Source organism: Nocardia pseudobrasiliensis NBRC 108224 (assembly GCF_001613105.1).
Lineage (GTDB): Bacteria > Actinomycetota > Actinomycetes > Mycobacteriales > Mycobacteriaceae > Nocardia > Nocardia pseudobrasiliensis.
In genome coordinates this window covers 81,633-96,508 of sequence record NZ_BDBS01000033.1, presented here as the reverse complement: position 1 = coordinate 96,508, position 14,876 = coordinate 81,633, and the positions used below count along the sequence as shown (strand labels likewise).

At 67.1% G+C, this 14,876-nt stretch carries 11 protein-coding genes and 1 riboswitch; of the genes, 7 read left to right on the top strand and 4 right to left on the bottom strand.

Going from position 1 to position 14,876, the window contains the following annotated elements:
- The first annotated feature begins 92 nt into the window (after positions 1–92).
- The 3 genes from NP4_RS25555 to NP4_RS25545 are packed head-to-tail and all read left to right on the top strand — an operon-like array spanning position 93 to position 6,817.
- Entirely contained in the window at positions 93–2,699 is a 2,607-nt protein-coding gene (locus NP4_RS25555; RefSeq protein ID WP_147288066.1) for an ATP-binding protein, read from the top strand.
- Positions 2,700–2,734: 35 nt separating this feature from the next.
- Positions 2,735–5,596 (top strand): tetratricopeptide repeat protein, encoded by a 2,862-nt coding sequence (locus NP4_RS25550; protein ID WP_068002777.1) that lies wholly within the window; start codon positions 2,735–2,737, stop codon positions 5,594–5,596.
- Positions 5,597–5,647: 51 nt separating this feature from the next.
- A complete protein-coding gene (locus NP4_RS25545; protein ID WP_068002774.1) occupies positions 5,648–6,817 on the top strand; it encodes a cation:proton antiporter in 1,170 nt (389 codons plus the stop codon).
- Here NP4_RS25545 and NP4_RS25540 read toward each other — a convergent pair.
- The 3 genes from NP4_RS25540 to NP4_RS25530 form a co-directional block, all read right to left on the bottom strand.
- Positions 6,794–7,180, bottom strand: coding sequence for an RNA-binding S4 domain-containing protein (locus tag NP4_RS25540; RefSeq protein WP_373863867.1), 387 nt, complete (start codon positions 7,178–7,180; stop codon positions 6,794–6,796). The genes NP4_RS25545 and NP4_RS25540 overlap by 24 nt on opposite strands.
- Before the next feature lie 50 nt (positions 7,181–7,230).
- Positions 7,231–7,893 (bottom strand): C40 family peptidase, encoded by a 663-nt coding sequence (locus tag NP4_RS25535; RefSeq protein WP_068002768.1) that lies wholly within the window; start codon positions 7,891–7,893, stop codon positions 7,231–7,233.
- Between the two features lie 18 nt (positions 7,894–7,911).
- Positions 7,912–8,076: riboswitch (cyclic di-AMP (ydaO/yuaA leader) on the bottom strand.
- 223 nt (positions 8,077–8,299) lie between these two features.
- A complete protein-coding gene (locus NP4_RS25530) occupies positions 8,300–8,563 on the bottom strand; it encodes a hypothetical protein (protein ID WP_068002766.1) in 264 nt (87 codons plus the stop codon).
- A gap of 154 nt (positions 8,564–8,717) precedes the next feature.
- On the opposite strand from NP4_RS25530, the gene NP4_RS25525 reads away from it, so the two are divergent.
- Positions 8,718–9,905, top strand: coding sequence for a DUF8462 domain-containing protein (locus tag NP4_RS25525; protein WP_068002764.1), 1,188 nt, complete (start codon positions 8,718–8,720; stop codon positions 9,903–9,905).
- A 122-nt stretch (positions 9,906–10,027) separates the two neighbouring features.
- Entirely contained in the window at positions 10,028–11,983 is a 1,956-nt protein-coding gene (locus NP4_RS25520) for an acyl-CoA dehydrogenase family protein (protein ID WP_068002761.1), read from the top strand.
- Between the two features lie 66 nt (positions 11,984–12,049).
- Here the strand turns inward: NP4_RS25520 and NP4_RS25515 are convergent, their stop codons facing one another.
- Positions 12,050–13,144 (bottom strand): epoxide hydrolase family protein, encoded by a 1,095-nt coding sequence (locus NP4_RS25515; RefSeq protein ID WP_068002758.1) that lies wholly within the window; start codon positions 13,142–13,144, stop codon positions 12,050–12,052.
- Positions 13,145–13,450: 306 nt separating this feature from the next.
- Here NP4_RS25515 and NP4_RS25510 point away from each other — a divergent pair, with 306 nt between their 5' ends.
- Together NP4_RS25510 and NP4_RS25505 are read left to right on the top strand one after the other, a co-directional pair.
- On the top strand, positions 13,451–14,413 hold the full coding sequence (locus NP4_RS25510) for an alpha/beta fold hydrolase (RefSeq protein WP_068002755.1): 963 nt from the start codon (positions 13,451–13,453) through the stop codon (positions 14,411–14,413).
- Positions 14,414–14,513: 100 nt separating this feature from the next.
- The gene (locus NP4_RS25505) at positions 14,514–14,804 is read left to right on the top strand and encodes an Rv0250c family protein (protein ID WP_068002911.1); all 291 of its coding nucleotides are present in this window, start codon (positions 14,514–14,516) and stop codon (positions 14,802–14,804) included.
- Positions 14,805–14,876 lie beyond the last annotated feature (72 nt).

The following is a 14,876-nucleotide window of genomic DNA, read 5'->3' as shown; positions in this document are numbered from 1 at the left end:
GGGTGGGGGCGCGGCCGGGGGTTTCGGCGCAGCGGATCAGTGACTGGCGGACGGGGCGGAATGTGCCGCATACGTTCGATGCGGTTGCGCCCGTGTTGGTTACGTTGTTCGGGTTGGTCAAGGGGCAGCGGAAGTCGGTGCGGGGGGATCTGGTCGATCGGCGGGCGTGGGAGCGGTTGTGGGCCGCTGCGGTCGCGGAGGCCCCGGGTGAGGCGGCGCGACCGGTCGCGACCATGGCCCTGCCCCGGGATGTGGATACGTTGGTGGGACGCACGCAGCAGTTGGATCGCATTGTTCGGGCGGCCGAGTCGGGGCGGGTGGTATCGATCCACGCGATCGATGGGATGCCGGGAGTCGGCAAGACCGCGTTGGCGATTCGCGCGGCCCACGAAATGGCGGCCCGATTTCCCGACGGGCAGTACTTCGTACCACTGCACGCGCACACCCCGGGACAGTCGGTCGCGGATCCGTCCGAAGTGCTCGCGGGGCTGCTGACCGATCTGGGGATGGATCCCCGTATCCTGCCGGACACCCTGGAGGGGCGGCGCGACCTGTGGCGGGATCGGCTGGCGGACAAGCGGGTTCTGCTGGTACTCGACGATGCCGCCGGGCCCGAGCAGATCGAACCACTCCTGCCCACCGGCGCCGAATGCGTGACACTGGTGACCAGTCGCCGTCGCCTGGTCGCCCTCGACGGCGCGGCTCCGCTCGCCCTCGACGTCCTCGATCCCGATTCCGCGGCAACCCTTTTCGCCGCCCTCTCGCACCGCGACGACATCGGTGCCGCGGATCGAGCGGCCGTGGATCACCTGGTGGCCCTGTGCGGGCACCTGCCGCTGGCCATTGTGCTGCTGGCCGGACAGCTGGCCCACCATCCGGCCTGGAGCGTCGCCGATCTCGCCGCGATGTTCACCGCCGCGACCGACCGACTGGCCGAACTCGAGACCTCGGATCGGGCGGTGCGCGCGGCGTTCGAGCTGTCCTACCGGGACCTGTCGATCCAACAGCAGATCGTATTCGGGCTACTGGGTCTGCATCCGGGGAGCGAGTTCGATCTGTGGGCGGTGGCGGCGCTGGCCGACCTCCCGCTCGACACCGCGCGACGGCATCTGACGGCCCTGTACACCGACCACCTGATCGACGAAATCGGCCCCGGCCGTTACCGATTACACGATCTGCTCCGCGAATTCGCCCGCACCCTCGCCGCCGTCGCATCCGCCGAGGACAATGCGCGAGCGGCGAATCGCCTGCTGGACTACTACCGCCACACCGCCGCGAACGCGGACCGCTGGCTGGCCCGCCACACCCGGCCCGTCGACCACACCGCCCGCATCGAAACGAAAAGTGGTGTCGCGACACAGGATTTCGACGATCAGATGCGGGCGCTGACCTGGCTGCGCACCGAACGGGCGAATCTGCTGGCCTGCCTGGAATACGCCGTCGACCACGCACCCGAGGGAGCGGCCGCCTCGACCGCGGTGCTGGCCGGGCTGCTGGAACGGGACGGACCGTGGCCGCTGGCGGCGCATCTGCATCGCCGGGCGGCCGAGATCGCCAGCCGACTCGGCGACCAACTCGGAAAGGCCAACGCCCTCAACGATCTCGGGCACGTCCTGTGGATCGTCGACGATTACGAGCAGGCCGCCGACTGGCATGTGCAGGCCCTGGACCTCTACCGCGGCCTCGGCAACGACCTCGGACAGGCGCACGCCCTCATCCACCTCGGTGTCGTGCACCGGCTCACCGGCGATCACGAGCGAGCCGCCACCCTGTTCCAGCAGGCCCTGGCCCGCTATCGCGATCTGGGCAACCGCCGCGGGGAAGCCAACGCCCTCGGCAATCTCGGCATCCTGCGCGGTCACGCCGGAGACCTCGAACAGGCCATCGATCTGCTGCGCCAGGCCCTGAGCGGCTACCGCGAGGTGACCGATCAGCACGGGGAGGCCTACGTCGTCAACAACCTCGGGCGCATGTACCAGCGCACCGGAGATTACGAACAGGCCGCCGAATTCCACGAACAGGCTCTCGACCGCTACCGCGACATCGGCAACCGCCTCGGGGAGGCCAACGCCCTCAACAATCTCGGATACGTGCGGCGCGATACCGGCGATTACGGCCACGCCACGGAGCTGTTCCAGCAGTCGCTGCGAATCTATCGCGAACTCGGCGACCGCCGCGGCGAGGCGCAGGCCCTCACCGCCCTCGGATATGTGCACCGCGAATCCGGGGATCACGACCTGGCCGCCGAACTGCTGCGGCAGGCCCTGGCCCTGAACCGAGCGCTGGGCAACCGTCACGACGAGGCCGACACCCTCGGCAATCTCGGCATCCTGCACGAACGAACCGGCGACCAGCAGCAAGCCGCCGACCTGCATCGACAGGCCCTGGCCCACTATCGCGACATCGGCGATCGACTCGGCCAGGCCGAGGAACTCAACGGCCTCGGTCGGGTACTGCTCGCCACCGGAGATCCGGATCGCGGCCTGACCGTCTTCACCGACGCGCTCGCCGTCGCCGGAATCGGCGAATACCCGCTCGAACAGGCCCGCGCCCTCGACGGCGCCGCGCGCTGCCGCGCCGAACTGGGCGACACCCCGGCCGCGGTGACCGATCTGAGCGCCGCCGTCGAAATCTACCGCCGCCTCGGCGTCCCCGAAACCGAGTCCGCCATCGCCTATCTGGCGGCCCTGACCGACTGATACCCGCCGCGGTCGAAGTTCATAGGATAGGCGATATGAAGAGGGCGACTCCGCGACAGAATGACGAATCGTATTCGGCGCGAGGGGTTTTCGCCTCCCAACTCGGTGAGCTGTTCGAGGCGGCCGGGAAGCCGACCCTGGAGCAGGTGGTTCGGGCCACCACGCAAAGAATGCGAGCCAGCCTCGGGCCGAGCGGAAAACAGACCGTGACAGCGCAGCGGATCAGCGATTGGCGATCCGGGCGCAACCTGCCCCACACGTTCGAGTCGGTGGCGCCGGTGCTGGTCACATTGTTCGCGTTGACCAAAGATCAGCGTGGTCGCATTCGCAAGGATCTGATAGATCAGCGAGCGTGGGAACGGCTGTGGACCTCGGCAATCGCCGAACCGCCCAGGGAATCACCCCGGCCGGTCGCGACCATGGCCCTACCTCGCGACCTGGACACGCTGGTAGGGCGCGACGATCAGTTGCGGCGCATCGTGCGGGCGACGGAATCGGAGCGCGTGGTGTCGATTCACGCGATCGACGGCATGCCGGGCGTCGGCAAGACCGCGTTGGCGATTCGCGCCGCCCACGAACTGGCATCGCGATTCCCGGACGGCCAGTACTTCGTGCATCTGCACGCGCACACCCCGGGACAGCGGGCCGCGGACCCGTCCGAGGTGCTGGCAGGGCTGCTCACCGATCTGGGGATGGACCCCCGCAGCCTGCCGGACACATTGGTGGGGCGGCGGAACCTGTGGCGGGATCGGCTGGCGGACAGGCGAGTTCTACTCGTGCTCGACGATGCCGCCGGTCCGGAGCAGATCGAACCACTGCTGCCCACCGGCAGCGGATGCGTGACCGTGGTGACCAGTCGCCGCCGTCTGGTCGCCCTCGACGGCGCGGCGCCTCTTGCCCTCGATGTGCTCGATCCCGATTCCGCGGCAAGTCTTTTCGCGACTCTTTCGCATCGCGACATCACCGGTGACACTGATCGCGCGGCGGTGAATCACCTTGTGGCACTGTGCGGGTACCTGCCGTTGGCGATTGTGCTACTGGCGGGACGGCTGGCCCATCACCCGGCGTGGAGCATTGCCGATCTCGCCGAGATGTTCGCTGCCGCGACCGATCGACTCGCCGAGCTCGAAACCTCGGATCGAGCTGTACAGGCGGCATTCGAGCTGTCGTATCGGGATCTGCCGGCCGGGCAGCAGGGCGTATTCGGGCTGCTGGGCTTGCATCCGGGGACCGAATTCGATCTGTGGGCGGTGGCGGCGCTGGCCGATCTTACCCTCGATACCGCGCGACGACACTTGGAGGCTCTTTACACCGACCATCTGATCGACGAGGTCCGGCCGGGCCGCTACCGGTTGCACGATCTGTTGCGCGAGTACGCCCGCACCGTCGCCGCATCCGCCCCGGCCGCCGACAACACGCGAGCAACGAGGCGTTTGCTGGATTTCTATCAGCGGACGGCCGCCCTCGCGGATCGGTGGCTGGCCCGTCGCACTCGGCCCGCCGACGAACGCGCCGCACTCGCCGATGAAGCGGGTAACGAGGTCGCGGTACGCGAATTCGACAGCCAGATCGACGCTTTGGCGTGGATGCGCACCGAGCGCGCCACCCTGCTGGCCTGCTTGGACCTGATGGCTGACCTCGATCCGGCGCGAATGGTTACCACGACCGCCGTACTGGCAGGGCTTCTGGATCGAGACGGACCGTGGCCATTGGCAAGAAGGTTGCATCGCCGTGCCGCCGACACCGCCGGCCGCATCCACGACTTTCTCGGACAGGCCAACGCCCTCACCAACCTGGGTATCGTGCATTGGGCAACGGGCGAATACGAGCAGGCAATACGGCTGCATCAGCAAGCCCTGGGCCACTACCGCGACCTCGGCAATCCGCTCGGCGAGGCCAATGCCCTCACCAATCTCGGCATCGTGCATCACCATACGGGAGATTTCGCGACAGCAGCCGATCTGCTGAAACAGGCCCTCGGACACTACCGGGACCTGCCCGACCGCCTCGGCGAGGCCAACGCTTTTACCAATCTGGCCCGCGCCCATGGCGCAACCGGCGACTACAAGTACGCGGCCGAACTGTATCAGCAGGCCTTGAACCACTACCGCGACTTGGCCGACCGGCTCGGCGAGGCCATCGCCCTCATCAATCTCGGCTTCCTACACTGGGAAACCGGCGATTACGAAAACGCGGCCGAACTGCACGAGCGGGCTCTGAGCCACTACCGCGACCTCGGCAACCGCCTCGGCGAAGGCGACGCCCTGAACAACCTCGGCCTCCTGCACTGGACTACCGGGAATTATCAGCACGCCGCCGAACTGCTGGAGCAGGCCCTCATCCTGAACCGAGACATCGGCCATCGTCGCGGCGAAGCTCATGCCCTCACCACGCTCGGTCAAGTACACAGGGAGATGGGAGATTACCGGCAGGCGACCGAATTGCTGGAACAGGCGCTTGCCGTGAACCGAAACACCGGCAATCGCCTCGATGAAGGCGATGTCCTCGGCAACCTCGGCATGCTGCACGAACGAACCGAGAATTTCGCGCGAGCCGCCGACCTCCATCGACAAGCGCTGACCGTCTATCGCGACGTCGGCAGCCGTCTCGGCGAAGCCGAAGCACTCAACGGCATCGCGCGGGTACTGCTGGCGACGAACGACCCGGAAAAAGCCTTGGCGTCCTTCACAAGTGCTCTCTGCCTGGCTCGCGAGATCGGACATCATTTCGAACAAGCCAGAGCCCTGGATGGCGCCGCCCGCAGCCGGGCCGCCCTCGGCGATATCGCGACCGCGATGACCGATATGACTGCCGCCGTGGAGATCTACCGCCGCCTCGGCGTTCCGGACGCCGAGCCCGCGGCCGCATATCTGGCGACCTTGACGGACCGACCCTGATAGCGCGTGTCTGCGCACGGGTGGCGCGGTCGCGGGTCGATGATGGCTCGAATGGACTTCTCGACACTCGCGCTGGTCTTCGCGCTGGGACTGGTCGGACCGCTGCTGGCGTGGCGGGCGGCGTGGCATGTGCCGGTTGTGCTGGGGGAGCTTGTCGCGGGGATCATGTTCGGGCGCACGGGTTTCGGACTGTTACACCCGGACGATCCGACCTTCGCGTTTCTGTCCGATATGGGGTTCGCGCTGGTGATGTTCGTGGCGGGGACGCATGTGCCGGTGCGGGATCCGGCCGTGCGGTCGGCGCTGGGGGTCGGTGCGTTGCGGGCGGTGGCGGTGGGTGTGTTCGCAGCGGCGGCCGGATTCACCGTGGCGGACTGGTTCGATATGGGGCACGGGGCAATGTATTCGGTGCTCATCGCGTCCTCGTCGGCGGCGCTGGTGCTGCCGATCATCGATTCGACCGGGCTGCGGGGGAAGTCGGTGCTCGCGCTGACGGCACAGGTGGCCGTCGCCGATACCGCATGCGTCGTGGCCCTGCCGCTGGTCATCGAGTCCGGCGCGGCCGGGCGCGCGGCCGTCGGCGCGCTCGCCGTCACGGCGGCCGGAGTGGCGGTGTTCTTCCTGCTGCGCTATCTGGAACGATCCGGGCTGCGCAAGCGCGCGCACGAGGAGTCCGAGCGTCGCCAGTTCGCCCTCGAGCTGCGAATCAGTCTGGCGGTGCTGTTCGGACTGGCCGCACTGGCCACCCGCACGCATGTCTCGATCATGTTGGCGGGCTTCGCGACCGGGCTGGCGGTCGCCGGAGTGGGCGAGCCGCGGCGGGTGGCCAAGCAGCTGTTCGCGATCACCGACGGTTTCTTCGCGCCGCTGTTCTTCGTCTGGTTGGGCGCGCGGCTGAATCTGCGTGATTTCGGCGCGCATCCGCGGCTGATCGCACTCGGGATCGCGCTGGGTCTGGCGGCGGTGCTGGCACATGTCCTGATGCGACTGCTCGGCCAGCCGATCGGGCTCGGTGCGCTGGCGGCCGCGCAGATCGGGGTGCCGGTGGCGGCGGTGACGGTCGGCACGCAATTGGGTGTGCTGCTGCCGGGCGAGGCATCGGCGCTCATGCTCGGCGCGCTGGTGACCATCGCGACGGCGGCGGTCGGCGCGGGCATCACCGCTCGGCACACACCCGGCGGCCCGGAGACCAACGGTTCAGTCGGACGAGCGGCCGAGTAGCCGATCCGTTTCGCGCCGTTCACGTTTGGTGGGACGGCCGCTGCCGCGATCGCGCCGGGGCATCGACGCGAGGACTTCCTTGGGCGGAGGCGGCGGACTCCGATCGATGAGGCACTGCGCGGCGATCGCGGCACCGACCCGCTTGGTGACGAGTCGTTCGACGATGACGATGCGTTCGAGTCCGTTGACCCGCACCCGCACCTCGTCACCCGGCTTGATCTGATGTGCCGCCTTGACCGCGACGCCATTGACCCGCACATGACCGGCGCGGCACGCCGTGGCGGCCGCAGAGCGGGTTTTGAACAGCCGAACAGCCCAGGTCCAGGAGTCGACCCGGGCTGAGACTGGTTGTGAGATCTCCAGTTCCACTCCTCATGCTCGGCCGCGCTGGGCGGCCGAGCATGAGGGGAAACTCAGACGGCGACCCGGCGCGCGGTGACGACGTCGTCAGGGTTCAGGTGAGCGAAGCTGACAACCTCACCGCTCTGCGGCGCCTGCACGATCTTGCCGTCACCAGCGTACATAACGACGTGGCCGCCACCGTTGGTGACAATGATGTCGCCCGGGGCGAGCTGCGAGATGGGAACCGGTGCACCGACGTGCTCCATCTCGAAGCTGGTGCGCGGCAGCTTGATTCCGGCCTGCTTGTAGGCCCATTGCACCAGACCGGAGCAGTCGAAGGCCTGCGGGCCCGAGGCGCCCCACACGTACTCCGCGCCGAGCTTGGTCTTGGCGGCGTCGAGGGCGATATCGCCCGCGGTCTGCTGCTGCTGGAAGCTGGGCAGACTCGGCAGTCCGGGCGCGGCCTGGCCGGGGGCGGCCATGGACTGCGGCGCCAGCGCCTGCTGCACCTGCTTGATGTCATTGGTGTGATCGGCGAGCGTCTGGTTCAACGCGCCGGCCTGCTGATCGTCCAGCGGGACATCGAAATTGCCCACGCCTGGGACGGTGATGGTCGCGGCGTTCGCCGAGATTGCCGGAATCGCACCGGTCGTGGCTGCCACCGCACCGAATACGAGCGCGCCCTTGACCGAATTCGGCAGCCGGGATTCGCGCTGCAAGCTGTGTTTACCCACCGAGCTGAGTCTCCTGTTTCTTCCTGCCCACACCGCCGACCGAGTTAGCTGACGGGTTCGGGCCGGGAAGTTCGGCCCTACCCCAACGACCTTGCGGCCGAGAGGGATTCACCCCAACACACCTGGGTCCCCGGTTCGATGTTCGAGCTGCCCACTCGACCACCGATTAGGCGGATGACTCCACGGGCCGCCTCTCCGATGAAGCGACAGACTCCGTTGAAGTCACGAGAAGATTACGGCTACGCCGCGCCGATGTCCACCGGTGCGGCACAAGTGTTTAGACCGAACTAACATCCGGGCCGGGTGGACTGGGATTTCACGAGCTCGGGCGGTGGGTAACGACCCGGTCTCGGAGCAGTCTCCGGTGTTATCGAACCGAAAGGCAGGCACGTTACGGGGCTGGACGTCAGTTCTCGGAGCCGTCGCGGTCGTCCAGCGCCCGTTCCAGCTCCGCGATCCGCCGGTGCGCGTCGGCGAGGCCGACCTCCAGCTGACCCAGCGCCATCACGAGCGGACCGACGGCGAGATCGGCCACCAGCTGCGGATCGTCGTAGCCGCGTTCGATGGCCACCAGAATGTTGTTGCGGATGCGCGCGGCAACCGGAGCCTCGGCCGGGACGTTCCAGGACTCGACCACCTCGGCCACGGTCGGAATGGACTCCTCGGACATAAGCCTCTCCCTGCACTGGGAAACCCTTCGCGAACAGCACCCAGCGTAGGTGCCCGCCAAGACCTTTCGCCCCCGTATGCGGCGCGATAGCTGTTTCTAGGACATACCGTAGATATCGTCAGATTTTGGTGTGCACGCGCTACGGTGTACGGGCATGGACCCCGTGCGCAACCCGTACGCCCCCGGCGCCGGCCAGCGGCCGCCCGAACTCGCCGGACGCGACAGGCAGTTGGACGCCTTCGACATCGTGCTGGAGCGCGTCTCGCGGGAGCGGCCGGAACGCAGTGTGGTGCTCACCGGACTGCGCGGCGTCGGAAAGACCGTACTGCTCAACCAGCTTCGCTCGGCCGCCCGCAACAGAGGTTGGGGCACCGGCAAACTGGAGGCGCGCCCGGATCAGGAGCTGCGGCGGCCGCTGGCATCGGCCCTGCACATGGCCGTGCGGCAGATCGCGGTGGCGCATCGCAATCCGGAGATGGTCGACGATTTCCTGGGCATCCTCAAGGCCTTCGCGCTGCGCTCCACCGCCGACAAGGGCATGCGCGAGCGCTGGCAGCCGGGTATCGACGTCCCGGCGGTGACAGGCCGGGCCGATTCGGGCGATATCGAGATCGATCTGGTGGAGCTGCTCATGGAGGCGGCCCAGGTGGCCCGTGAAATCGGCGTGGGGATCGCGATTTTCATCGATGAGATGCAGGATCTCGGCGCGGCCGATGTGTCGGCGATCTGCGGGGCCTGCCACGAACTGAGTCAGGAGGGTTCGCCGTTGATCGTGGTCGGCGCGGGCCTGCCGCATCTGCCCGCGGTGCTGTCGGCGTCGAAGAGTTATTCGGAGCGACTGTTCAGTTATCACAAGATAGATCGACTCGACCGACCGGCGGCCGACCACGCGCTGATCGCGCCGGCCGAGCGGGAGCAGGTGAAATTCACCGAGGCCGCACTGGACGCGCTGTACCGCAAGGCCGATGGCTATCCCTATTTCGTCCAGGCCTACGGCAAGGCCACCTGGGACATCGCGGCGCAGAGCCCGATCGGGGCCGAGGATGTGGAACTGGCCGCACCGGCCGCGGAGGAGGAGCTGGCGGTCGGCTTCTTCGGTTCCCGCTACGAGCGAGCGACCCCGGCCGAGCGAGAGTACATGCGCGCCATGGCCGATCTGTCCGGCGACGACGGACCGGTGGCGACGGCGGCGGTCGCGAAGGAGCTGGGGCGCAAACCCGCCTCGCTGTCGCCCGCCCGCGACGGACTGATCAAGAAGGGGCTCATCTACTCCGCCGAGCGCGGGACCATCGGATTCACCGTGCCGCACTTCGGACGCTACCTCCGAAGTGTGAATGAATGAATACCCTTGTCTATCAAGATCATTAGAGACGTTTATATTTCCCTACCCTCGAACCCCTACCGGCGGGTAACCAAGACTCCTACACTCGAATGTGATTCTGATCACGTCCGAGGAGGACAATCATGGCGACCACCGCGAAAGTCGACGCCACGGAGGAGCAGGCCCGCGCGCTCGTCGAGGAATCCCGCGAAACCACCTGGGCCAAGCCGTCGTTCGCGAAGGAGATGTTTCTCGGTCGCTTCCGGCTCGACCTGATCCATCCCTATCCACAACCCTCGGTCGAGGACGCCGCCAAGACCGACGCGTATCTGCGGCGGCTGCGGGCCTATCTGGAAACGATCGACGGCGGCGTGATCGAGGCGACGTCGAGGATTCCCGACGAATACGTCAAGGGGCTGGCCGAACTCGGCTGCTTCGGTCTGAAGATTCCGGAAGAGTACGGCGGACAAGGTCTTTCGCAGGTCGGCTACAACAAGGCGCTGATGCTGGTCGGCTCGGTGCACGGCAGTCTGGGCGTGCTGCTGTCGGCGCATCAGTCGATCGGCGTCCCCGAACCGCTGAAGCTGGCGGGCACGCCCGAGCAGAAGCGCGAATTCCTGCCACGCTGCGCGAAGGGCGCGGTCAGCGCGTTCCTGCTCACCGAACCCGATGTCGGCTCCGATCCGGCGCGCATGGCCTCCACCGCCACGCCGACCGACGACGGCGAGGCCTACGAACTAAACGGCGTGAAGCTGTGGACCACCAATGGCGTTGTCGCCGAACTGCTCGTGGTGATGGCCCGGGTGCCCAAGAGCGAGGGCCATCGCGGCGGCATCTCGGCGTTCATCGTCGAGGCCGATTCGCCGGGTATCACCGTCGAGCGCCGCAATGCCTTCATGGGTCTGCGCGGAATCGAGAACGGCGTCACCCGTCTGCACAATGTCCGCGTTCCCAAACGCAATCTGGTCGGCCGCGAGGGTGACGGCCTCAAGATCGCGCTCACCACGCTCAACGCCGGGCGGCTCGCGATCCCCGCGATGTGCACCGCGGCGGCCAAGTGGTCACTGAAGATCGCCAGTGAATGGTCGGCCACCCGCGTGCAGTGGGGCCGACCGGTCGGTGAGCACGCGGCCGTCGGGTCGAAGCTGTCGTTCATCGCCGCCACCACCTTCGCGCTGGAGGCCGCGCTGGATCTGTCGGGCACCATGTGCGACGAGGACCGCAACGATATTCGCATCGAGGCGGCGCTGGCGAAGCTGTGGGCCTCGGAGATGAGCTGCACGATCGCCGACGAGCTGGTGCAGATCCGCGGCGGGCGCGGGTACGAGACCGCGGCGTCGCTGGCCGCCCGCGGCGAACGCGCCGTCGGCGCCGAACAATTGGTGCGCGATCTGCGCATCAACCGGATCTTCGAGGGTTCCAGCGAGATCATGCGGCTGCTGATCGCCCGCGAGATGGCCGATGCGCATATGGCCGCCGCCGGGGCGCTGGTCGATCGCAATGCCGAGTTCAAGGCCAAGGCCAAGGCGGCGGTCGGTGCGAGCGGTTTCTACGCCAAATGGTTCCCGCAGTTGGCGGTCGGTGCGGGTACCGTGCCCGCGACCTATGGCGAATTCGGGCCGCTGGCACGGCATTTGCGGTTCGTGGAGCGGATGTCGCGCAAACAGGCCCGGTCGCTGATGTACGCGATGGCGCGCTGGCAGGCGAAACTGGAGTACCGGCAGGGCTTCCTGGGTCGCGTCGTCGATATCGGCGCGGAGCTGTTCGCGATGTCGGCGGCCTGTGTGCGAGCGCAGTCGCTGCGGGCGGCGGGCGCCCCCGAGGCCCCGGCCGCCGAACAGCTGGCCGACATTTTCTGCAAGCAGGCCCGGCTGCGCATCGAGCGACTGTTCGACGCGCTGTGGGACAACACCGACGACGCCGATTCCGCGCTGACCCGCGAGGTTCTCGACGGTCACTTCCGCTGGCTGCAGGAGGGCATCCTCGATCCAAGCGAGGGCACCGGGCCGTGGATCGCCGAATGGCAGTTCGGCCCGTCGACCGAAGAGAATCTGTTGAACCCGTTCCTGCCCTCGACGCGGTCGGGCGCGGGAACATAGAACTCCGGACGCCGAACCCGGAAAGCCGCCTGCCCGCACGTCTTTCGCGGGCAGGCGGTCGGCTTTTCATCGCGCGAAGAAGGTGCGCAGATCGGCGGCGTAGGCCGCGGGCCGATCCATGGCGATGAAATGGTGCCCGGCCGGGTTGCCGGTGGGCCAGTGCGTGATCTTCGCGGTGCGTTCGGCCAGGCGGCGGATGCCCGGATCGCCGCTGTAGACACCGGTCGCGACCGTGGCCGAGCCGGTGGGCCAGGCGCTTTCACTGGTTTCGTAGTAGGACCACGACGAGGTGGCGAAGGTCCGGGTGAACCAGTACACGCTCAGATTGGTCAGCAGGGCGTCGCGATCGATCGACTCGTCGAGTGCGCCCGCGGCGCTGAAGTCGTGGAATTTCTGCAGCATCCAGGCCAGCGCGGCGGTGGGCGAGTCGTTCCAGCCGTAACCGAAAGTCTGTGGGGCGCTGCGCAACAGCGCGTGGTGGTCCACGCCGTGCATCCAGTCCGCCGACATCAGCGCCTGATAGGCCGCGCGCTCGGCTTCGGTCAGCTCCGGTACGTCCGCGGCGGTCGGGAAGCCGAGGCCCGCGGTGATATACAGCCCCACAACATGTTCGGGCGCGGCCTTCGCCATCGCCTCCGCCACGTAGGAGCCCAGATCGCCGCCCTGCACCCCGTAGCGGTCGTAGCCGAGGCGGGCCATCAGTTCGACCCACATCCGCGCGACCCGGTCCACGCCGAATCCGGTTTCGCGCGGGGCGTCGGAGAATGCGTAACCCGGTACCGAGGGCACGACGACGTGGAATGTCTTCGTCAAATGCGCGATCAGTTGGGTGAATTCGACGAAGGAGTTGGGCCAGCCGTGGTTGAGCACGAGCGGCAGCGCATCGGGATCGGTCGAGCGGATGTGCAGGAAATGCACGTACAGGCCGTCGATTTCGGTCAGGTACTGCGAAAACTCGTTGAGCCGTGCCTGCTGTGCGGGCCAGTCGAAATCCTCACCCCAGTAGCGCGCCCAGTCGCGGACCTCCGCCTCGGGCACGCCGCGACTGCGCCCGGGTCCGGGAAGCTGTGTACCCCAGCGGGTTTCGGTCAGTCGGCGGCGGAGGTCGTCGAGTTCGGACTGCGGGATGTCGATGCGGAAGGGGCGGATCGCTGTGCTCATGGAAATGACGATATTCAGTATGTAGGACAGTTTCGGTCCTATACTTCGATCTCCCTTTATTCATATATCTAGGACTGAGACTAGATATAGGCAGATAAAGGTGAGCATGTTCGACCATCGAGCTATATACATCTTTCTAGTGCAGATCCTAGATTCACCAATACTTTCCTGACAAACTTCACCCGACCATGCGGTCTATACCCGGCACCGGTTCCGCAACGTGTCCATAACGCCAGGTTCGAGCGGTTAACGCGCCGGAAATATCTATCGACAACCGGGCAAGAGCGGACTCTCCAGGAGCACGTAATGTCCACGATCGCCCTCCGCGCGGCCGACTACGACGGCCGCCGTGTCACCGTCATCGCCGACGACGGCACCGCGCTGGCCGTCCGCGAATTCGGCTCGCCCGCCGCGACGCCGACCGTGGTGTTCGTCCACGGACACTGTCTGCGCACCGAATCCTGGTCCTTCGTCCGCGACGAGCTGCTGCGGCAATGGGGTCCGGAGACCCGCATGGTCTTCTACGACCACCGCGGTCACGGCGAATCCGGGGCCGCCGATCCGGCCACCTACACGATCGATCAGCTCGGGCACGATCTCGACGCCGTGCTGCGCACCGTGGTGCCCACCGGACCCGTTGTGCTGGTGGGGCATTCGATGGGCGCGATGGTCGTACTGGCCTTCGCCCGGCTGTTCCCCGAGGCGATCGGCGGGCGCGTGATCGGCATCGGCCTGCTGGCCGGGGCGGCCGGTGGGATCACCACGGTCGGACTGGCCCGCTTCCTCAATCGGCACACCGTCGGCTCGCTGCGCTTGGCCGTGCGGCGGGCGCCGCGGATGATGCAGGCCTCGAAGCGGTTGAGCAGGCGCATCTTCGAACCGATGATGCGCGAGGCGAGCTTCGGCGCTCGGCGGGTGAGCCCGCGCATGGTGGCCGTGGCCACCACCATGCTCAACGACACGCCACTGCTGACCATGGCCTGCTTCCTGGATTCGCTGATTCGCTTCGACGAGACCGCCACGCTGGCGCTACTGGCCGATCTGCCCGCCCTGGTGTTGGCCGGCTCGGCCGACATCATGATCCCGTTCGCGCATTCGGTCGTGCTGGCCTCGCAATTGACCGGGGCCGAACTGGTGCGGCTCGACGGCGCCGGGCACAGCGTCATCCTGGAACGCACCGAGGAGGTCGCCCTCGCCATCGCGGCGCTGGTGGAACGCGCGATCTCGACCGTGGGCGGACACGACGCCGAATTCGCGGTCGCGGGCTGAATTCCATCCGAACGCTTTTCATACGGCCGAATCGCCGATCTTCGCGTACTGTGTTGTAGATCACCTTGTGTGGTCGATCACACGGCTCGAGGAGGTTTCGATGACCCGCAGCGAGATTGCCGAACTGCGCTTCGCAGTCGGCCAGCTCCGGCAGTGCATCGGCGCACTGCGTACCAACTACGGCGACGCCAATACGGTCCGGCGCCTGGAGAACGACCTCGAACGACTCGCCATAGATGCCGAGGAATTCGAGCAGTCCCCGCCCCCGGAGGTCTCCGACCGCCGCAGGCAGGACGTCATCTACGTCCCCGACGCCAAGTCCGATGAGGCCGCCTGGATGGGCGCCCAGGACGAGGGCCTCGGCTTCCACTCCCGCCCCCGCACCAAATAGCGCAACCGACCAAGCGCGCCGGGACCGTGTGACCCGGCGCGCCCTTTCGCGCGCGCGATGGAAAGAGTAGAT